Origin of the sequence: Bradyrhizobium sp. 186 (genome assembly GCF_023101685.1) — a bacterium.
Classification (GTDB): Bacteria; Pseudomonadota; Alphaproteobacteria; order Rhizobiales; family Xanthobacteraceae; genus Bradyrhizobium.
The window spans coordinates 4,646,512-4,666,886 of sequence record NZ_CP082164.1 but is presented as its reverse complement, the minus strand read 5'-3'; the positions used below and the strand labels follow the sequence as shown (position 1 = coordinate 4,666,886).

The 20,375-nt window shown below is 66.2% G+C and carries 20 protein-coding genes; 12 read left to right on the top strand and 8 right to left on the bottom strand.

Annotated elements, in window-relative coordinates:
- Window positions 1-114 precede the first annotated feature (114 nt).
- Together IVB18_RS22210 and IVB18_RS22205 are read right to left on the bottom strand one after the other, a co-directional pair.
- On the bottom strand, window positions 115-1,416 hold the full coding sequence (locus IVB18_RS22210) for an RsmB/NOP family class I SAM-dependent RNA methyltransferase (protein ID WP_247991084.1): 1,302 nt from the start codon (window positions 1,414-1,416) through the stop codon (window positions 115-117).
- A 10-nt stretch (window positions 1,417-1,426) separates the two neighbouring features.
- Window positions 1,427-1,849 carry an MAPEG family protein gene (locus tag IVB18_RS22205; protein WP_247991083.1) on the bottom strand — a complete coding sequence of 141 codons (423 nt, stop codon included), beginning with the start codon at window positions 1,847-1,849 and terminating at the stop codon, window positions 1,427-1,429.
- Between the two features lie 156 nt (window positions 1,850-2,005).
- On the opposite strand from IVB18_RS22205, the gene IVB18_RS22200 reads away from it, so the two are divergent.
- The 10 genes from IVB18_RS22200 to IVB18_RS22155 all read left to right on the top strand — a co-directional run bounded on the left by IVB18_RS22200 (window position 2,006) and on the right by IVB18_RS22155 (window position 10,632).
- Window positions 2,006-2,629, top strand: a complete 624-nt coding sequence (locus IVB18_RS22200) for an acriflavin resistance protein (RefSeq protein WP_247991082.1) — start codon at window positions 2,006-2,008, stop codon at window positions 2,627-2,629.
- A 42-nt stretch (window positions 2,630-2,671) separates the two neighbouring features.
- Window positions 2,672-3,511: a metallophosphoesterase gene (locus IVB18_RS22195; protein WP_247991081.1), complete on the top strand. Its 840-nt coding sequence runs from the start codon at window positions 2,672-2,674 to the stop codon at window positions 3,509-3,511.
- A gap of 142 nt (window positions 3,512-3,653) precedes the next feature.
- A complete protein-coding gene (locus IVB18_RS22190; protein ID WP_247991080.1) occupies window positions 3,654-4,949 on the top strand; it encodes an amino acid deaminase in 1,296 nt (431 codons plus the stop codon).
- 11 nt (window positions 4,950-4,960) lie between these two features.
- On the top strand, window positions 4,961-5,620 hold the full coding sequence (locus IVB18_RS22185) for an amino acid ABC transporter permease (RefSeq protein ID WP_247991079.1): 660 nt from the start codon (window positions 4,961-4,963) through the stop codon (window positions 5,618-5,620).
- Between the two features lie 11 nt (window positions 5,621-5,631).
- Window positions 5,632-6,282, top strand: a complete 651-nt coding sequence (locus tag IVB18_RS22180) for an amino acid ABC transporter permease (RefSeq protein WP_247991078.1) — start codon at window positions 5,632-5,634, stop codon at window positions 6,280-6,282.
- Window positions 6,269-6,997 carry an amino acid ABC transporter ATP-binding protein gene (locus tag IVB18_RS22175; protein WP_247991077.1) on the top strand — a complete coding sequence of 243 codons (729 nt, stop codon included), beginning with the start codon at window positions 6,269-6,271 and terminating at the stop codon, window positions 6,995-6,997. Before IVB18_RS22180 ends, IVB18_RS22175 begins: the two co-directional genes overlap by 14 nt.
- A 35-nt stretch (window positions 6,998-7,032) precedes the next feature.
- On the top strand, window positions 7,033-7,830 hold the full coding sequence (locus IVB18_RS22170) for a transporter substrate-binding domain-containing protein (RefSeq protein WP_247991076.1): 798 nt from the start codon (window positions 7,033-7,035) through the stop codon (window positions 7,828-7,830).
- A gap of 54 nt (window positions 7,831-7,884) precedes the next feature.
- Complete coding sequence (locus IVB18_RS22165) at window positions 7,885-8,229, top strand: RidA family protein (protein ID WP_247991075.1); 345 nt, start codon at window positions 7,885-7,887, stop codon at window positions 8,227-8,229.
- Window positions 8,230-8,291: 62 nt separating this feature from the next.
- Window positions 8,292-9,320: a succinylglutamate desuccinylase/aspartoacylase family protein gene (locus IVB18_RS22160; protein WP_247991074.1), complete on the top strand. Its 1,029-nt coding sequence runs from the start codon at window positions 8,292-8,294 to the stop codon at window positions 9,318-9,320.
- Between the two features lie 247 nt (window positions 9,321-9,567).
- Entirely contained in the window at window positions 9,568-10,632 is a 1,065-nt protein-coding gene (locus tag IVB18_RS22155) for a LacI family DNA-binding transcriptional regulator (protein ID WP_247991073.1), read from the top strand.
- A gap of 9 nt (window positions 10,633-10,641) precedes the next feature.
- Here IVB18_RS22155 and IVB18_RS22150 read toward each other — a convergent pair whose 3' ends face one another.
- The 4 genes from IVB18_RS22150 to IVB18_RS22135 all read right to left on the bottom strand — a co-directional run bounded on the left by IVB18_RS22150 (window position 10,642) and on the right by IVB18_RS22135 (window position 14,246).
- Window positions 10,642-10,908, bottom strand: coding sequence for a hypothetical protein (locus IVB18_RS22150; RefSeq protein ID WP_247991072.1), 267 nt, complete (start codon window positions 10,906-10,908; stop codon window positions 10,642-10,644).
- A gap of 146 nt (window positions 10,909-11,054) precedes the next feature.
- Window positions 11,055-12,077, bottom strand: coding sequence for an NADP-dependent oxidoreductase (locus tag IVB18_RS22145; RefSeq protein WP_247991071.1), 1,023 nt, complete (start codon window positions 12,075-12,077; stop codon window positions 11,055-11,057).
- A gap of 239 nt (window positions 12,078-12,316) precedes the next feature.
- Window positions 12,317-13,810 (bottom strand): IMP dehydrogenase, encoded by a 1,494-nt coding sequence (gene guaB, locus IVB18_RS22140; RefSeq protein WP_247991070.1) that lies wholly within the window; start codon window positions 13,808-13,810, stop codon window positions 12,317-12,319.
- Between the two features lie 187 nt (window positions 13,811-13,997).
- Window positions 13,998-14,246 carry a hypothetical protein gene (locus tag IVB18_RS22135; protein ID WP_247991698.1) on the bottom strand — a complete coding sequence of 83 codons (249 nt, stop codon included), beginning with the start codon at window positions 14,244-14,246 and terminating at the stop codon, window positions 13,998-14,000.
- A gap of 154 nt (window positions 14,247-14,400) precedes the next feature.
- Here IVB18_RS22135 and IVB18_RS22130 point away from each other — a divergent pair, with 154 nt between their 5' ends.
- Window positions 14,401-15,891, top strand: coding sequence for an MFS transporter (locus tag IVB18_RS22130; protein ID WP_247991069.1), 1,491 nt, complete (start codon window positions 14,401-14,403; stop codon window positions 15,889-15,891).
- A gap of 12 nt (window positions 15,892-15,903) precedes the next feature.
- Here the strand turns inward: IVB18_RS22130 and IVB18_RS22125 are convergent, their stop codons facing one another.
- A complete protein-coding gene (locus IVB18_RS22125) occupies window positions 15,904-16,587 on the bottom strand; it encodes an RlmE family RNA methyltransferase (protein WP_247991068.1) in 684 nt (227 codons plus the stop codon).
- Between the two features lies 1 nt (window position 16,588).
- Entirely contained in the window at window positions 16,589-17,668 is a 1,080-nt protein-coding gene (locus IVB18_RS22120; RefSeq protein ID WP_247991067.1) for a Ppx/GppA phosphatase family protein, read from the bottom strand.
- A gap of 209 nt (window positions 17,669-17,877) precedes the next feature.
- Here IVB18_RS22120 and IVB18_RS22115 point away from each other — a divergent pair, with 209 nt between their 5' ends.
- Window positions 17,878-20,247, top strand: coding sequence for a xanthine dehydrogenase family protein molybdopterin-binding subunit (locus IVB18_RS22115; protein ID WP_247991066.1), 2,370 nt, complete (start codon window positions 17,878-17,880; stop codon window positions 20,245-20,247).
- The last annotated feature ends 128 nt before the right edge of the window (window positions 20,248-20,375 follow it).

Here is a 20,375-nt window from a genome sequence, read left to right as displayed (position 1 = left end):
AGGTCGTCATTCCGGGGCTCGCGCAGCGAGAGCCCGGAATCCATGGAACCACAGAGAACGCCGCGCAATGGATTCCGGGCTCGCCCTCCGGGCGTCCCGGAATGACAGCTGGGGTCAGCCAGTCTTCTTCAGCACCGAGACGAAAAACCCGTCCGTGGCGGTCCGCCGCGGGGTCATCAGCCAGCCCTCGTCGGATTGCAGCGCGGCCTGCGCGAAATCCTCGGCCTTGTCCCAGAGCACGCTCGCGGTCTGCCCGGGCGGGACGACCGAGAATTCGGGATGCCGCGCGACGAACGCCCTCACCTGCTCGCCATTCTCCTCCGGCAGCACCGAGCAGGTGATGTAGGCGATGCGGCCGCCCGGCTTCACCAGCGGCACGGCGCGCTCCAGCACCTCGGCCTGGTCTTTCAGGCGGATCTCCAACGCGCCGGGACGCATACGCCATTTGGCGTCGGGATTGCGGCGCCAGGTGCCGGTGCCCGTGCAGGGGGCGTCGATGACGACGAGATCGGCCGAGGCGTGGATGTCCTGGAGCGGATCGGCCTCGCCCTTGGGCGTGCGGACATCGGCATTGTGGACGCCGGCGCGCGACAGCCGCTCGTGGATCGGCGCGAGCATGCGCTTGTCGCTGTCGGTCGCGATCAGCCGGCCCTTGCCCTGCATCATGGCGGCGAGCGCCAGCGTCTTGCCGCCGGCGCCGGCGCAGAGATCGATCACCTGCTCGCCGGGTTTTGCCGCGGTGAAGCTGGCTGCAAGCTGCGATCCTTCATCCTGCACTTCAACGCCGCCCTTGATGAAATCCTCTTCGGCCTGGATGCCGGGATTGCGCGCATCGGCCGAAAGCTCGATGCGCAGGCCGGTTGCCGACCACGGCGTCGGTTTCGCATGAAGATGAGCCAACGCGCGCAGCACCTTGTCGCGATTGGATTTTAGCGTGTTGACGCGCAGATCGAGCGGGGCCCGGCTCGCCATCGCGGCCGCCTCCGCCGCGCGGTCCTCGCCGAACGCTTTTGCCAGATGGGAATCGAGCCATTCCGGATAGTCACCGGCGACCGCGGCGGGTGCGTCCTTCAGGGAACGGGAGGCGAGTGCGGCCTGCTCGGCCTCCGTCAGGGGCGCGGGCGCGAACCGGCTGCCATCGAACAGTGCGGCCATGGTCGCCGCATCCATGTTGCGCTCGAGGCGGAGCATGCCGATCAGCCGGGCGCGCGCGGTGTCGGCGTCCATCAGGAACGCACTCGAGGCATAGCGGCGCAGCACGTCCCAGACGAGACCGGCAATGGCGGCGCGATCGCCGGAACCGGCAAAGCGGTGCGCGGTGCCCCACTCCTTCAGCGCCTTGGCCGCGGGCACGCGGTCTTTCTCGATGGTGTCGATCAGTTCGATGGCCGCGGACAGCCGGGCAGCGGGGGTCATTTCAAATCTTTCAGATCAGCAAAAACATCTTCAGCGCGAAGTAGATCCACATCGCCAGCAGCACGAGCACGCCGGCAAGCCAGATCATGGAGCGCCGGCCGAGATCGTTCGAGGAGACGAAGACGCCGGCATGGGCAAAGCGCGTCACCACGAACACCCAGGACATCAGCACGATGAAGAGGTCGGCATGGCGGAGCGGCAGCGCCAGCGCGATCAGGGCGTAGAACAGCACCGGCAGCTCGAACTGGTTGCGGTAGCAATTGGCGAATTGCGTGGCGCCGTCCGGCCAGTTCGGCTCGCCCAGCGCAACGTCGCGGCTCTTGGTCTCACCCGAGACCAGCGAGCGCCGGCGCGCCAGCGCCATCCCGATCAGGAGCGCGAAGGTAAGCCCGACCTGCACGAAGACCGGCAGCAAAACCATTTGAACGGACATCGGTACTTTCCCGCAAGGCGAAATGCCGCTGACCGTCATTAGCCGCGACTATTGACGCTGACAATGAACGAGTTGAACCACCGTTCCCGATCCGGCGACTAACCGTCGATAGTTAAAGCGATTTCGGCCTTCCGCAGGCCCGGGCGAGATACCGCCATGAACACCCTGTCCAACCTGGTCAACCTCTTCATCGAATCGCCCGACGGCCGCCTCGGCATCCTGATGTCGGCACTGGCCGGCATCGCCGCCGCGCTTGCGGTCGCGCTGACGATGACCGTCTATGTCCGCACCGGCTACCGGACCCGGCGCGACGTGCTCAGGCATGGCCTGGCCGCGCTCGCCGCGGCCGTCCTGTTCGTCTTCGTCGCCTACGACATGCGTCACGCCGCGCTTGCCTATCTCGGGCTCAACCCGTCCAAGCCCGCGGTCGAGTTCGAGATCCGCATGCCCAAGGAGACCCTCACGGCCGTTGCGGATACCCAGATCGAGCTGCACACCGACCGCAACCAGACGCTGGCGCTGGTCGACAGCGTCAGTGACCTCGCCGACGGACGCGCGCTGCTGCGCGGCGCGGTGGCGCTCAACTACCGCACCGCGGACCGGGTGCTGGTCGTCAACCTGCCCGGAAAAGGTACCTTCGAATTCCGCCTTCGCCTGCCCGCCGAACCCCATCGCTCCGAACAGTTCGGGCCCTGGCACCTCGCCGACCGCATCGCCACGCCGCTGGCCGGCAGCGTCGCGCCGCAGGACGCCTACACGATCCGCTATCGCGTGCTGTAGCTGCGTCATCGTTCCGACGCCTGATCAGGGTATGCTTGCACCATGCTCGAATTCCGCCTGACCCAGATTTCCGACACCCATCTCGGCCGGCACTTTCCCGGCCTGATCGCGAATTTTCAGGCGATCAGCGAGCACATCGACGCCTCAAGGCCTGATCTCGTCGTCAACACCGGCGACGTCTCCTTTGACGGGCCGACCAGCCGTGACGACGTCGCGTTCGCCAAGAGCCTGCACGACGCCCTGCCCGTCGGCTGCCGCTACCTTCCGGGCAATCACGACATCGGCGATAATCCCACCGCGATCGGGCCGGCGCCGACGCCGCCGGTCGAGGAAGCGCACCGCCAGCGGTTTTGCGACATCATCGGCGAAGACCATTGGTCGTTCGAGGCGGCGGGCTGGCGCTTCATCGGTCTGAATTCGCTGGTGATGAATTCAGGGCTGGCTTTCGAGGCCGAGCAGTTCGACTGGCTGGCCTCGGAAATCGCGCGCACGAACGGCAGGCCGGTCGCGCTGTTCGTGCACAAGCCGATGTTTCTCAACCTGCCTGACGATCCCGAACTTCCCGAAACCTCGATCCGCTACGTGCCGCAGCCGGCGCGGGCGCGGCTGATCGAGATGTTCGGGAACGTCGATCTGCGCCTGATCGCCAGCGGTCACGTGCACCAGCGGCGTGACTTCACGTTCCACCATACCCGGCACATCTGGGCACCATCGGCCGGCTTCGTCATCAACGACAAGCGCCAGGACCGGATCGCGATCAAGGAGACGGGTCTCGTCGAGTACTGTTTCCAGCCTGACAGTTTGGAGGTTCGCCACGTCCGGGCGGCCGGCCAGATCGATATCGATATCGAAGAGCTGCTCGCCCAGATGGGCGCGCATTAGCCTCGTCCACGGGCACTCGTCCTTACCTTGATACCTGAATGCATCGATTTTGGGCCATGAGTGGCTAATAGACGCTAATGACAACGTTGTCATTTCCCCATATCCTCGCTGCTGGCGGTCGAGGGCCGCAGGTGGAGCGACGATGCAGTCCTTGTCCGCGTGGGATAGCCAACGCCTGTCGACGACCATTCGCGGCATCCCCCTGGTCGACGGCCTGCCTGCCGAGGAAATCGGCAACCAGCGCTGGTCACCGGCGCAGGGCGATCTTGCCCTCCCCGCCCTCACCCTCGACGAAGCCGTTTTCGCGGCCAATCGCGACCTTTTCCTGCAATGGTGCGAGAGCGCCGGCGTCACCGTCGCGCCCCATGCCAAGACGCCGATGTCGCCGGAGCTCGCGCGTTCGCTGCGCGCGGCCGGCGCCTGGGGCACAACGGTCGCCAACGTCCAGCAGGCCGCGGTGCTGCTTAGCCATGGCGAGCGTCGCTTGCTGCTGGCCAACGAGATCGGCGGGCTTGCGGCCGGCCGGCGGCTCGGCACGCTCCTCGGCGCGTGCCCCGATGTCGAATTTCACGCCTTCGCGGATTCGCCGGCCGCGGTCGCAGCACTGGCGGAGGCGGCGCGGGTTGCGGGCCGCAACGAATTGTCCGTGCTGGTCGAGCTCGGCGCAGGCCGGGCCGGCGCGCGCGATCGCGCCGCGATTGAGGCGACCATCGCAGCCGTGCGCGCCGCCGATCGGCTGGAGCTCGGCGGCGTCGCCACCTACGAGGGCGCAGCCGCAACACCCGATACCGACGAGACCATGCGGGCGATCGCGGCGCTGATGGAACGCACCATCGAGACTTTTGCGCTGGTGCGCACTGCTGCCCCGCGCCGCAAGCTGATCATCAGCGCGGGCGGATCGGCCTATTTCGATGTCGTGGCGCGGGCGCTCACGCCGGTCGCGCAGGCTGACCGCAATGCCAGCGTGATTCTGCGCTCCGGCGCGCTGTTCTTTGCCGATCACGGCATCTATGCGCGCGCCTTCGCCGAGATCGACCGGCGCGGCGGTCTCGTCATCAACGGAACGCGACACTCCGCGGCCGAAAGCTTCCGCCCCGCGCTGACACTGTGGGCCGAGGTGCTGTCGCGGCCCGAGACCGGGCTTGCGATCGCAGGCTTCGGCATGCGCGATGCCTCCTTCGACCAGGGACTGCCGGTGCCCTTGCGCGTTTTCCGCGACGGCGTCGAGCAGCAGGGCCTCGTAGCGACACTGTCGGTGACGCGCCTCAACGACCAGCACGCGTTCCTGTCGCTCGCGCCCGATAGCGCGCTTGCGGTCGGCGACATCATCGCCTTCGGCATCTCGCATCCCTGCACGTGTCTCGATCGCTGGCGCGTGATCCTCGGCCTCGACGCCGGTGGCATCGTCACGCGCGCCCTCCCCACCCAGTTCGGCTGAGAGTGGGCACCATGAATTTTCTGCCGCTGTGGCGCTATCAGAACCAGCTCATCGACGGGGCCATCGTCACGCTCAAACTGACCGTGATCGCAGCACTGTTCGGGCTTCTGATCGGCGTCGCCGGCGCGGTCGCGCTGAAGGGCCGCATCACGCCGCTGCGCTGGCTCGTGCGCGCCTACATCGAGCTGTTCCGCAACACGCCGTCGCTGATCCAGATCTTCATCGTCTTCTTCGTGCTGCCGAATTTCGGCCTGAAGCTGCCGGCCTTCGAGGCCGCCGCCGTCGCCCTCTCGCTCTACTTCGGAGCCTATTCGGTCGAGATCATCCGCGCGGGCCTGGATTCCATTCCGCGAAGCCAGGTCGAGGCCGGCCAGTGCCTCGGCCTGTCCGGCTGGCAGGTTTTTCGCCACATCGTGCTGCCGCCGGCGCTGCGCAACGTCTATCCGGCCGTGACCAGCCAGTTCGTCCTCCTGCTGCTCGGCACCTCGCTCGCCTCGCAGGTCGCGGCCGACGAACTCTTCCACGTCGCGGGCTTCATCGAGAGCCGCACCTATCGCAGCTTCGAAGTCTACGCGGTGATCTGCGCCGTCTACTTCGCGATGGCGATGTCGTTCAAGGCGCTGTTCGCCATCGTTGGTGCCGCGGCCTTCCGCTGGCCGCGCCGGCGCTGAGGGAGAAAGCGATGCGATCCTTCTCCTTCATCGATCTCGTCTCGCTCGTCGCGGCGCTGCGCTGGACCATTGCGCTCGTCGTGCTCGCGCTCGCCTTCGGTGCGCCGCTGGCGCTTGGGCTTGCCATGGGCCGCATCAGCCGCTTAGCGGGCTTGCGCTGGGCGATGGCCGCAAGCATCCAGGTCGTTCAAAGCGTGCCGCTGCTCGGGTTGCTGTTCTTCTTCTATTTCGGCATGCCGGTGTTTTTGGGCATCCAGGTGCCCGCGACCGTCGCGGTGACTGCGGCCTACACGCTCTACACGGCCGCCTTTCTCGGTGAGATCTGGCGCGGCGGCCTGGAAGCCGTGAAGCAGACGCAATGGGAAGCCGGCGCCTGCCTCGGGCTGTCGGGCTGGCAGCAATTTCGTCACATCATTGCGCCACAGGCGCTGCGCCTGTCGCTGCCGCCGACGGTCGGCTTCCTGGTGCAGCTCATCAAGGGCACCTCGCTCGCCTCGATCCTCGGCTTCGTCGAGCTTGCCCGCGCGGGCCAGGTGGTGAGCGCGGCGACGTTCCAGCCGCTCCTCACCTATGCGCTCGTCGCCGCGATCTATTTCGCGCTGTGCCTGCCGCTCACGCTCTGGTCCCGTTCCCTGGAGGCCCGCCTCGATGGCTCTCGTTGAAATCCGCGACGTGCACAAGACATTCGGCCGGGTCGAGGTGCTCAAGGGCGTCTCGCTCGACGTCGAGGAAGGCGAGATCGTCACCATCATCGGCCGCTCCGGCTCGGGCAAGTCGACGCTGCTCCGCTGCATCAATGCGCTGGAGAGCGTCGATTCCGGCGAGATCCGCGTCGAGGGCGAGAGGGTCCACGCCGGGATGCCCAACCTCAAGCAATTCCGTCAGCGCGTCGGCATCGTGTTCCAGGCCTTCAACCTGTTTCCGCATCTGAAGGTCGAGCGCAACATCACGCTCGCCCCGCTCCTCACCGGCCGCGTCGACAAGGCGAAGGCGCGCGCACTCGCAGAGGACGTGCTCACCCGCGTCGGCCTCGCCGACAAGATCGACGCCTGGCCGGAGCAGCTCTCCGGCGGTCAGCAGCAGCGCGTCGCAATCGCGCGTTGTCTCGCGATGGCACCTCACCTGATGCTGTTCGACGAAGTAACCTCCGCACTCGACCCCGAGCTCGTCGGCGAAGTGTTGAAGGTGATGGAGGCAATGGCGAAGCAGGGCATGACCATGATCCTGGTCACCCACGAGATGGGCTTTGCCCGCAACGTCGCCAACCGCATCGTCTTCATGCACCAGGGCCGCGTCTGGGAACAGGGCCCGCCGGCAAAACTGTTCGCAAGCCCCGAGACGCCGGAGCTCGCAAACTTCATCGCGTCCTCGAAATGAACATCGTCCACCAAATCCGCCACCAGGAGAGAGCCATGAGAAAGTTGAAGTCCCTCTTCACCATCGCAGCCGCGGCGCTTGCCGTTCTCGCCGCACCGAACCTCGCCAAGGCCGACAAGCTCCAGGACGTGCTCGGCTCGGGCAAGCTGCGCGTCGGCATCCTCACCGATGCCGCGCCGTGGGGTTTCAAGGACGACAAGGGCGAGATCGCAGGTCTCGACGCCGATCTCGCCCGGCTGATCGCCGCCGACATGGGCGTGAAGCTCGAGCTCGTGCCGGTGACGGGCGCGGCGCGCATCCCGAGCCTGCTCTCGGACAAGATCGACCTGCTGATCGCGGGTCTCGGCGCCACGCCGGAGCGCGCCCAGCAGGTGATGTTCTCGCAGCCCTATGCGGTGGTGAATCTCGGCGTCTACGGCGCGAAATCGCTTCCCGCCGCCACCGGCAAGAAGCCCGACAATCTCGATGGACGCAGCGTCGCCGTCGCGAAGGGCTCGACGCTGGACATCTGGCTCACCGACAACGCACCGAAGGTGAAGCTGGTGCGTTTCGAGGACACACCGGCGGCCCTCGCCGCCTATCTGGCCGGCCAGGCCGACACGTTTGCGGAGAACAGCGCGATCGCGCTGAAGGTGCAGGAGCAGAACCCGACCAAGGAGGTCGAGCTGAAATTCCTGATCCGTCAGTCGCCGGCCCATGTCGGCGTACGCCAGGGTGAGCAGAACCTGCTCAACTGGATCAACACCGACGTCTTTACCAACAAGCTCAACGGCAAGCTCGGCGCGCTGCAATTGAAGTGGTTCAAGGAAGAGCAGTCGCTGCCGACGCTGTGAGTTTCAGACAGGCCCCCGCGTCACGCGGGAGCCACCTTCACAAGGAGAATTCGAATGATCAAACGTTACGTCGTCGGCCCACGTATGAGCCAGGCCGTCGCCGGCGGCGGCATGGTGCACATCGCCGGCCAGGTCCCGGACGACCGCAAGGCGGGCATTGTTTCGCAGACCCAGCAGGTGCTCGCCAAGATCGATGCGCTGTTGAAGGAAGCCGGCTCCGACCGCTCCAGGCTGGTCGCGGTCAACGTCTTCCTGCCGCACATCACCGACTTCGACACCATGAACTCGGTCTATGACGCCTGGATCGATCCGGCCAATCCGCCGGCGCGCGCCTGCGTCGAAGCCCGCCTCGCCGATCCCGACCTTCGCGTCGAGATGACCGCGGTCGCCCTGCTCTAAAGGCGCCGCCATCCTTTCAACCTTCGGCCGGCGTCGACAACGACGCGGCCCCGAGGCAAGCCATGCATACCGGACTTTTCCACGAGATCGATTTCGAGAAGGACCAGAAATGGTCCGGCCATCTCGGTATTCCCTTCTCGATCGATCGCTCCCCCTACTACCAGCTCAAGATTCCGATCTTCCGGATCAAGAACGGCGCCGGCCCAAAACTTCTCTTGATGGCGGGCAATCACGGCGACGAATATGAGGGCGAGATCACGCTGACGCGTCTGTATCGCCGGCTCGATGCGGCGGCGGTCAAGGGCGAGATCACGATCCTGCCCTTCGCCAATCTGCCGGCGGTGATGGCGGCCCGCCGCCGCTCGCCGCTCGACGAGGGCAATCTCAACCGCGCCTTCCCCGGCGATGCCGGGGGAACGCCGACGTTTCGTCTGGCGCACTTTCTCGAGCATGAGCTGTTTCCGCGTCACGAAATCGTCTTCGACATTCACTCCGGCGGCACCTCGATGGCGCATGTGCCTTGCGCGCTGATCGAGCGGCAGGGCACGCCCGAAATGTTCGGCCAAGCGCTACGCCTGATGGAGGGACTGGGCATGCCCTTCGCCTTCGTCGCCGAGAATGGTGCATCCGCGCCAACCTCGATGGCGGCCGCCGCGCGCGCGGGCGCGATCGGGTTGTCAGGCGAATTCGGCGGCGGCGGCACCGTCACGCCGCAGACGATGGCGCTCACGGCACGCGCCGTCGATCGGCTGCTGCTCGCGCTCGGCGTCGTCCAGGCACCGGTGCTGGGGCCTCACGCGCCGGTCGAACGCGCCACCGAGTTGCTGGCGCTGCAAAGCCATGCGCAGGCGGTGTTCGCGACGCGGCGCGGCTGGTTCGAGCCGGCGGTCATGGTCGGCGCGCGGGTCAAGGCCGGCGATGTCGCCGGCTGGTATCATGATTTCGAGCGCCCGGAGCTGACGGAAGAGGTGCTGCGCTTCCCGGCCGACGGCATCGTGATCTCGCAACGCCTGCACACCGACAGCCAGAGCGGCGACTGCCTGGTCCAGGTCGGCCGCGCGCTATCCCGCGACGAGGTGTCGGCGCGATGAACTCGCGCCGCACACTCGCTGCACCTCTCCCGCTTGCGGGAGAGATCGACGCGCGCCGAGCGATGCGAAGCATCGTCCGGAGCGCGGCGGGTGGGGGCTCTCTCCATACGGGGAGTATCTTCATCGCGGAGATACCCCCACCCCAACCCTCCCCCGCAAGCGGGAGAGGGAGCGCACCGCCGCGGCGGTTGCAATCCGATCTGATTTCACCATGCTCTAACCCCACGTCGCTCTCTCCAGGGATTCGATGGCCGATCCGGTGAAGCCGACTTACGACGACGTGGTGCGCATTCCGGCGCCGCCCGGCCGCACCAGCGCGACCGGGCGGCCGCCGCGCATCGAGGAGGTGGCGGAGCGCGCGGGCGTGTCGCCGATTACGGTATCGCGGGTGCTGCGCCATCCCGAGAAGGTCAATCGCGACACCCGCGACCGCATCCTCGAAGTGATCGAGGCCACCGGCTATGCGTCCAACCCGCATGCGCGGGCGCTGCGCTCGGGGCGGTCCAATGTGGTGGTGGCCTTCGTCTCCAACATCCTCAGCCAGCAGTTCGGGCTTGCCGTGCGCAGCTTCACCGCCACGCTCGAGCCGCAAGCTTTCGAGGTGCTGGTCGGCCAGACCTCCTACTCCTATGCCAAGGAAGTCGCGATGATCCAATCGCTGCGCGGCATCCGGCCCGCCGCGGTGATGTTCACCGGCGTCATCGAGCTTGAGGAGAACCGCGCCGCGCTCGAAGAGCTCGGCATTCCCGTGATCGAGACCTGGGCGTTTCCGCGCGACCCCATCGACATGCTGGTCGGCCTCTCCAACGCGGATGCCGGCGCGATGGCGGCACGCCGCCTTGCGGACGCCGGGCATCGCCGTGTCGCCTTCATCGGACGCAGCGTTGGGCGCGGTGCGCTGCGCCGCGACGGTTTTCGCGCGGCAGCGGCAGAGCTCGGGCTCGAGATCATCCACGAGATCGGCGTCGGCGAAATCACGGGGCTCGTCGATGGCCGCGCCGCCTTCACCGCGCTGCTCGACCGCGGCGACCGCGTCGATGCCGTGTTCTGCGCCAACGATCTGCTCGCGACCGGCGCGCTGATCGAGGCCCGCGCCCGCGGCCTGTCGGTCCCGCGCGACCTTGCGCTGCTCGGCTTCGGCGACAACGACGTGGCGGATCAGATCACGCCCGGTCTCACCACCATCTCCTTCGATGCGGCGGCCGTGGGGCATACAGCGGGCGAATTGCTTCTGGCGCGCCTTGCCGGTGCGCCGCCGGCCGAACAGCGGCTTGCGGTCGAACTCTTCCTTGTCGAGCGCGGCAGCGTCTGACTGTGCGGCTTACGCGACGTTCTTCAAATCCTGCTGAATCGCTGCGAGCAACGATTGCAGGGCCGCGCTGTCCACGGGCTTCGCCGTCTCCCTGGCGGGCTGCACAGCACGGACCGGGCGCTTCGGAAAGGACGGCGGCGCCGCCATCGCCGCGAGCCCCTCGTCGGCGTGAACGAACTTGCCATGGATGACGTCGTCGCGACGGCCCATGACGAACATGGTCGCCCAATAGCCGGCAGCCAGCAGGATTACGCAGAAAATACCGATCTCAAACATCATCGCACCTGAAATATGCGCAATGATTCAATGCCTTCGCCGGCCCGTCAATGAACCGACGGTCACACCTGCGGCTTTTGCGGGCAGGTGTGGCCGATCGGTGACTCCTGTTAACCATCTCCGTCCGGAGAGTGGCCCAGGTGCAACTAGGCCTTGTCCGGCCCGACCCGGACCAGCTGCTTGCCGAAATTGGCGCCCTTCAACAGGCCCACGAAGGCACCGGGCGCGCTCTCCAGGCCCTCGGTGACGAACTCCTTGTATTTCACCTTGCCGTCGCGGACCCAGCCCGACATGTCGCGCAGGAAGTCGCCATGGCGAGCGGCGAAGTCAGAGACGATGAAGCCGCGGAAGGTCAGCCGCTTGGTCAGGGTCGCGCGCATCATGCTGGCGGCCCATTTCGGCGGCTTGGCCTCGGTGTCGTTGTAATGGGCGATCAAGCCGCAGACCGGCACGCGCGCAAACTGATTGAGCAGCGGGAACACCGCCTCGAACACCGCGCCGCCGACATTCTCGAAATAGACGTCGATGCCCTTCGGACAGGCGTCCTTCAGCTTCGCCGCGAGGTCGGGATCGCGGTGATCGAGACAGGCGTCGAAACCGAGCTCCTTCACCACGTAGTCGCACTTGTCCTTGCCGCCGGCGATGCCGACCGCGCGTGCGCCCTTGATCTTGGCGATCTGGCCCACGGCAGAACCGACCGCGCCGGAGGCACCGGCAACGACGACGGTTTCGCCGGGTTGGGGCTTGCCGATGTCGAGCAGGCCCGTATACGCCGTCATGCCGGGCATGCCCAGCACGCCAACGGCCGTCGAGATCGGCGCAAGTTTCGGATCGACCTTCGCGAGCCCCTTGCCGTCCGAGATCGCATGGGTCTGCCAGCCCGCGCGCGAAAGCACGATGTCGCCCTTGGCGAAGTTCGGATTGTTGGAGGCGATCACCTCGCAGACCGTGCCGGCTTCCATCACGCCGTTCACCGGCACCGGCGTCGCGTAGGACGGACCGTCGCTCATGCGACCGCGCATATAGGGATCGAGCGAGAGCCAGATGGTGCGCAGCAGGACTTCGCCCTGCCCAGGCGTCGGCACTGCGAATTCCTCGATACGGAAATCAGACGGCTTTGGCTCACCGACGGGACGTGCGGCGAGAACGATGCGTTTGCCTTGGGACATGATGGCTTCCTCCGGAGTTTCTTCGTCGGCGCGAGCGAAGCGGAGGGAGCGGAGCGCGTCAATATAAAAGCGGGGGAACGCGCTGTCGCGCGTTTGTCGACTGGCGAGTTTGAGAAAGCTGACACCTCATTCTCCACCGTCGTGCCCGGGCTTGACCCGGGCATCCACGAGCCAAACGGCGAGACGCCAGACGTGGATGGCCGGGTCGAGCCCGGCCATGACGAAGGAGAGAGCGGGGGCTAGCCCCCGCCCGGATAGTTCGGGCTTTCGCGTGTGATGGTCACGTCGTGGACGTGGCTCTCGCGCAGGCCGGCGCCGGTGATGCGGACGAACTGCGACTTGGAATGCAGCTCGTTGAGGTCGCGGGCACCGACATAGCCCATCGCGGCACGCAAGCCGCCGGCGAGCTGATGCATGACGTTGCCGACCGGGCCCTTGTAGGGCACCTGGCCCTCGATGCCTTCGGGCACGAGCTTGAGCGTGTCCTTGATGTCCTGCTGGAAGTAGCGGTCGGCCGATCCGCGCGCCATCGCGCCGACGGAACCCATGCCGCGATAGGCCTTGTAGGAGCGGCCCTGCCACAAGAACACCTCGCCGGGCGTCTCGTCGGTGCCGGCCAGCAGCGAGCCGACCATGGCGATGTCAGCGCCGGCGGCGAGCGCCTTGGCGAGGTCGCCGGAGAACTTGATGCCGCCGTCGGCGATCACGGGGATGTCCGACTTCTTTGCCGCTTCCACCGCATCCATGATCGCGGTGAGCTGCGGCACGCCGACGCCGGCAACGATGCGCGTGGTGCAGATCGAGCCCGGGCCGATGCCGACCTTGATGCAATCGGCGCCCGAATCGATCAGCGCCTGCGTACCCTCAGCTGTCGCGACGTTGCCGGCGACGACCTGCACCGAATTGGACAGGCGCTTGATGCGGTTCACGGCGTGAAGCACGTGACGGGAATGGCCGTGCGCGGTGTCGACGACGACGAGGTCGACGCCGGCATCGATCAGCCGCTCGGTGCGCTCGAAGCCGGTATCGCCGACGGTGGTGGCGGCGGCGACCCGCAGGCGGCCCTGCGCGTCCTTGCAGGCGAGCGGATGGGCGACCGCCTTCTCCATGTCCTTCACGGTGATCAGGCCGACGCAGCGATACTGGTCGTCGACGACGAGCAGCTTTTCGATGCGATGCTGGTGCAGCATCCGCCTCGCCTCGTCCTGGCTGACATTCTCACGCACGGTGACGAGACCTTCGTGCGTCATCAGCTCGGAGACTTTTTGCTGGCGGTCGGTCGCGAACCGCACGTCGCGGTTGGTGAGGATGCCGACCAGCTTGCCCGGCGTCGACTTGCCTGCGCCGGTGACGACGGGAATGCCGGAGATGCCGTGATCGCTCATCAGCTTCAGCGCATCGTCAAGCGTAGCATCGGGGCTGATGGTGAGCGGGTTCACCACCATGCCCGACTCGTATCGCTTGACCTGCCGGACCTGGGCGGCCTGCCCTTCCGGGTCGAAATTGCGATGGATGACGCCGATGCCGCCTGCCTGCGCCATGGCGATCGCCATGCGGGCTTCGGTGACCGTGTCCATGGCGGACGCCATGATCGGGATGTTGAGCGGAATGGCGCGAGTGACGCGGGAGCGGATGTCGACTTCGCCCGGCATGACGTCCGACAGGCCCGGCTTCAACAGCACGTCGTCGAACGTAAAGGCTTCGCGGATGCCTTGAAGTTGCACCGTGGCCATATGCCAACTCCTTCCTGCGGCCATGCCGCAAATAGCTATGGATGAGCGCCGCCCTCGGCCTGCCTTGCAGCAGTGCCGTCGAATCGGAGCCCATCGGTGGGGTTGACGCGGGTCGATAGCACGGCCGGATGACGAATCAAAGCAATTCGGACCGCTGGCCAGCCATGCACAGGCTTTTTAGGCAAATTCAGCGCGGATAGCCCGGCGGCGGGCCGTGCCGGCGGATCGCGTCGACGACCTCCCGGTGCCGCCGATCCTCCCGCTTCATGTGCACCGCGATGAGGGCATGGGCCGACGGCACCAGCAGCAGGACGTGGAAGACCAGGCCGAAGATCAAACAGACGACGCACAGCGCGAGGTTGAAGATCGCCGAAAACGGCTGCCCGTTCAGGAGCAGCCCGATCGGCGGCAGAAGCGTGGCAAGGATGTAGATCATCATGGGATCTCCGGCATCCGGTGCAACCGCTTTGGGGTCACACCGTTGTTACGCAGGATTTAGGTGCTATGCATCGATCCACAATGGTCCCGGCTCAGTGGCGGTGATAAGCCGCGACTCCACCCTTCCTTCTGATTTCCATTACCAATCTGTCATGCTCGACAAGCAACGCGTCATTCCGCTGATCGTGGCCACCGCCCTGTTCATGGAGAACATGGACTCGACGGTGATCGCCACCTCGCTGCCGGCGATTGCGGCCGACATCGGTACCAGTCCGCTGACGCTCAAGCTCGCGATCACCTCCTATCTGCTGTCGCTCGCGGTGTTCATCCCGGCGAGCGGCTGGACCGCCGACAGGTTCGGCGCGCGGATGGTGTTCGCGATCGCAGTCGGCGTGTTCATGGTCGGCTCGGTCGGCTGCGCGCTCTCGACGTCGGTCACCGATTTCGTGTTCGCACGCATCCTCCAGGGCATGGGCGGGGCGATGATGACCCCGGTCGGACGCCTCGTGCTGCTGCGCTCGGTCGACAAGAGCGCGCTGGTCAATGCCATGGCCTGGGTGACGGTCCCTGCCCTCATCGGTCCCGTGATCGGGCCGCCGCTCGGCGGCTTCATCACCACCTACGCGTCCTGGCACTGGATCTTCCTGATCAACATCCCGATCGGGCTGCTCGGCATCTTCATGGCGCTCCGTTTCATCGATCCGATCAAGAGCGAGGAACGAGAGCCGTTCGATCTCTACGGCATGGTGCTCGCGGGAATCGGGCTCGCCGGCATCGCGTTCGGGCTGTCGGTTGCCGGCCTCAATCTGTTGCCGTGGAGCACGATCGTCGCCCTGGTCGCGGGTGGATCGATCTCGATGACGCTGTATGTCCTTCACGCCCGGCGGACGGGATCGCCAGTGCTGGACTTTACGCTGCTGAAGCTGCCGACACTGCGCGCGGCCATTTTGGGCGGTTTCCTGTTCCGGCTCGGCATCGGCGCGCTGCCGTTCCTGTTGCCGCTGCTGATGCAGATCGGCTTCGGCCTGTCGCCGTTCAAGTCCGGCCTCGTCACGTTTGGCTCTTCGCTCGGCGCCATGGGCATGAAGGCGCTCGCCGCGCGCATCATCCGCGCCTTCGGCTTCCGCAACCTGATGACGGTGAACGCGATCATCAGCGCGGTTTTCCTCGCCGCCTGTGCGCTCTTCACGGTGACGACGCCGCTGCTCATCATCATGATCATCCTGGTGGTGGGCGGCTTCTTCCGTTCGCTCGAGTTCACCGCGATCAATACGGTTGCCTATGCAGAGGTCGAGACCGCGCAGATGAGCCGCGCCACCACGCTCGTCAGTGTCAACCAGCAGCTCGCGGTCTCCGCCGGCGTCGCCGTCGGCGCCGCGTCGGTGGAGACGACGATGTGGCTCAGCCACGTCAGCGAGCTCAACGCCACCGTGTTCGCGCCGGCCTTCGTCGTGGTCGCGCTGACCTCGGCGGCATCGAGCTGGTTCTTCTGGCAGATGCCGGACGACGCCGGCCACGAGATCTCCGGCCGCAAGGCGGTGGAGATCGCGAGCCGCAAGGGTGCGGCGAAGAGCGCGGCGAGTGCCGCCGTCAAGACGGCGACGGAGGATACCCAGGACGCGCGGGATCAGCGGCTGGGGTAGTGCCCCACCGCGTCATTGCGAGCCGCCCCGGAATCCCGTCGCGAGCACGTAACGCTCCGACGAGTCCTGCCGGCTGGCGGCAGGCTTGACGTGGCGCACCGTCGCAAAATCGCGCTTGAGCTGGGCGAGCAGTTCGGCGTCGGCGCCGCTCTGGAAAGTCTTGGCCAGAAACGCCCCGCCCGGCTTCAGCACGTCGCAGGCAAAGGCAGCTGCGGTCTCGATCAGGCCGACGATGCGGAGCTGGTCGGTCTTGCGATGGCCGGTGGTGTTGGCGGCCATGTCGGACATCACGACGTCGGCGCCGCCGCCGAGCATGGCGTTGAGCTTGTCCGGTGCGTCATTGCTCATGAAATCGAGCTGCGCGAACTCGACGCCGGGAATCTCCGGCATCTCCAACAGATCGATCGCGACGACCTTGCCCTTGCCGTCGACGGAACCGACGCGCTTGGCCGCGATCTGGCTCCAGCCGCCGGGCGCCGCGCCGAGGTCGACCACGGCCATGCCAGGCTTCAGCAGGCGAAACTTGTCGTCGATCTCGAGCAGCTTGAACGCCGCGCGCGAGCGATAGCCCAGCGCCTTGGCCTTGACGACATAGGGATCGTTGAGCTGCCGTTCCAGCCAGAGCTTTGACGACAATTTGCGCTTGCCGCCGGTCTTGACCTGGACGTGCAAGCGGCCGGTGGTGTCCTTGGCCATCTCACCAGCTCCTGAGCGCGCCGTCCTCGCGCATCATCTCGACCAGCATGCCCTCGCGCAGGCCCCGGTCGGCGACGCGCAGGCGCGGCAGTGGAAAGGCGCGGCGGATCGCGTCGAGAATGGCGCAGCCGGCGAGCACGAGATCGGCGCGCTCGAAGCTGATACAGCTGTTGGCCGCGCGCTCCTCGTAGCTCATGCCGAGCAGCTTGCTGATGGTCGCGGTGATGTCGGTATCGTTCATCCAGATGCTGTCGATGCGGCGGCGGTCATATCGCACGAGGTTGAGATGAATGCCGGCAAGCGTCGTCACGGTGCCTGACGTACCCAAGAGATGCGTGTCGGCGAGATCGCGGCCATGCTCCTCGGCAAACGGCGCGACATGATTCGCGACCTCCTGCTCCATCGCGGCATAAATCTCCGGCGTCACGTTACGGCCGCCGAACTGCTCGGCGAGCGTGACCACGCCGAGTGGGATCGACATCCAGCCCTTTATCCGCGGCTCCGGATCCTCCCCCGTCGGATCGCGCTCAATGCGCACCAGCTCGGTCGAGCCGCCGCCGATGTCGAACAGGATCGCACCACGTCCTCTCTGGTCGACAAGCGGCGCGCAGCCGAGCACGGCGAGTGCAGCCTCGGTCTCGCGGTTGATCACCTCGAGCTCGATCCCGGTCTCGGCCGCGACGCGGCTGCGAAAGCCTTCCGCGTTCGAGGCCGCGCGACAGGCTTCGGTGGCGATCAGCCGCAGCCGCCGCGCTTTCCGCAGATTGATCTTGTCCCGGCAGATGCTGAGCGCCACGATGGCGCGCTCGATCGCGGCCTCGCTGATGCAGCCGGTCGCCGAGACCCCCTCGCCGAGCCGGATGATGCGCGAGAAGGAATCGACCACGCGAAAGCCGTCGTCGGTCGGACAGGCGATCAGGAGCCTGCAATTGTTGGTGCCGAGGTCCAGCGCCGCATAGACGCCGGTTCCCGCCGCCTGCGCGGGGACGGCCGGTTCGGCGGCGAATGCCACCGCCGCCATCGACCCCTCGAGCTCACCGTGCGGCACATGGCCATCGCGGAGCCGCGTGTGGTCATTCATACAAACTGTCTTTCCGCGGCCGGTTGGGCCGATCTGGAATTGCTTTTTCGCCTGAAACATTAGCAGCGCGGCAGGCCTGCGCAACAACGCATCACATGGGACCATGCCCATTCGTGCGTTGTCGTGAACGGGTCGGTGGGTTATTTGAAGGGATCCGGTCCCCGAAGCGCCCACAAAACGCGCAATTGCCGGCTTTTCAGGTCATTTCCATGCAAGAACACACCAAATCATCCACGCTCGAAAACGCTATCGCGCTGCAAAAATATGGCGTCGGGCAGCCGGTCCGCCGCAAGGAGGACGACACCCTGGTGCGCGGCAAGGGCCGCTACACCGACGATTTCAACCTGCCCGGCCAAGCCCATGCCGTGGTCGTCCGCTCGACCCATGCCCATGGCGTCATTCGCGGCATCAACACCGACGCCGCCAAGGCGCTGCCGGGCGTGCTGGGGGTATGGACCGGAACCGACCTCGATGCCGCCGGCTATGGTCCCTTCACCTGCGGCCTGCCGCTGAAGAGCCGTGACGGCTCGCCCCTGCTCCAGACCAACCGCCAGCCGCTGGCGACCGACAAGGTCCGCTTCGTCGGCGATCCCATCGCCTTCGTGGTGGCGGAGACGTTGGCCCAGGCGCGCGATGCGGCCGAGGCCGTCGAAGTCGACATCGACCCGCTGCCGGCCGTGACTGATCCTGAGGAAGCCGCCAAGCCGGGCGCGCCGCAACTCTATGATCACATCCCGAACAATGTCGCGCTCGACTATCACTATGGCGACATGGACAAGGTCGACGCCGCCTTCGCCAGCGCCGCCCATGTGACCAGGGTCGACATCGAGAACACCCGTGTCGCCGTGGTGTCGATGGAGCCGCGCGTGGGACTTGCCTCCTATGACAAGAAGGCCGAGCGCTACACTCTCCAGGTGCCGACGCAGGGGGTGGCGGGCAACCGCGCCAATCTCGCCAAGAACCTGAAAGTGCCGAACGAGAAGGTGCGCATTCTCACCGCCAATGTCGGCGGCTCCTTCGGGATGAAGAACATCAACTATCCCGAATACATGTGCATCCTGTACGCGGCGAAGGCACTTGGTCGCCCGGTGAAGTGGCTCGACGAGCGCTCGACCAGCTTCCTGTCCGACAGCCATGGCCGCGCCCAAAAGATCCATGCCGAGCTTGCGCTCGATGCCGAGGGACATTTCTTGGCGGCCAAGCTCGAAGGCTACGGCAATCTCGGCGCCTACATCACCGGCGTTGCACCCGGCCCGCTCTCGCTCAACACCGGCAAGAACTTTTCCAGCGTCTATCGCACGCCGCTGATGGGCATCGACATCAAGACGGTCTTGACCAACACCACACTGATGGGCGCGTATCGCGGTGCCGGCCGGCCCGAGGCGAACTATTACATGGAGCGGCTGATCGACCGTGCCGCCGACGAAATGGGCATCAACCGGCTGACCCTGCGCAAGCGCAACTTCATCAAGCCGAACCAGATGCCGTTCCCGGCCTCCTCCGGCGTCACCTATGACAGCGGCGACTTCCAGGCGGTGTTCAACAAGGCGCTCGAAATCTCCGACCATGAGAATTTCGCCAAGCGCAAGAAGGAGAGCAAGAAGGCCGGCAAGCTGCGCGGCATCGCGGTCGGCTCCTATCTCGAGGTCACCGCGCCGCCGAGCGCCGAGCTCGGCAAGATCGTGTTCGACCCTGATGGCAGCGTGCAGCTCATCACCGGTACGCTCGATTACGGCCAGGGTCATGCGACCCCGTTCGCGCAGGTGCTGTGCGCGCAGCTCGGCGTGCCCTTCGAGAGCGTCAAGCTGGTGCAGGGCGACAGCGACATCGTCCACACCGGCAACGGCACCGGCGGCTCGCGCTCGATCACCGCGACCGGCATGGCGATCGTGGAGGCTTCCAAGCTCGTGATCGAGAAGGGCAAGCGCGCCGCGGCGCATATGATGGAAGCGTCCGAAGCCGACATCGAGTTCGAAGGCGGCAGCTTCACCATCGCCGGCACCGATCGCAGCATCGACATCATGGAGCTCGCCAAGCGCCTGCATGACGGCAAGGTGCCGGACGGCGTGCCCGATACGCTCGACGTCGATCACACCAGCGAGCCGGTGCCGTCGGCCTTCCCGAACGGCTGCCACGTCGCCGAGGTCGAGATCGATCCGGACACCGGCGTGGTTCAGATCGTGCGCTACAGCGCCGTGAACGATTTCGGCACGGTGATCAACCCGATGCTGGTCGCGGGCCAGCTCCATGGCGGCGTCGTCCAGGGCATCGGCCAGGCGCTGATGGAGCAGATCCGTTATGACGAGAGCGGCCAGCCGATCACGGGCTCGCTGATGGACTACGCGCTGCCGCGCGCGGAGGACGTGCCAAACATGACGGTCGGCGACCACCCCGTGCCGGCCAAGAGCAACCCCTTGGGCACCAAGGGCTGCGGCGAAGCCGGCTGCGCCGGCAGCATGTCGACGGTGGTGAATGCGGTGGTCGATGCACTCTCCGACTACGGCATCAAGCACATCGACATGCCGTTGACCCCGGAGCGCGTCTGGCGCGCAATCCAGGACGCGAAGGGGGCGGTGTGAGGGTCGCTCGCGGCCTCCTAACCCTCGCTGTCATCGCCCGCGAAGGCGGGCGATCCGGTACTCCGAGACGGCGCGGCTAAACCGAGAGGCCGCGGCGTACTGGATACCCCGCCTTCGCGGGGCATGAC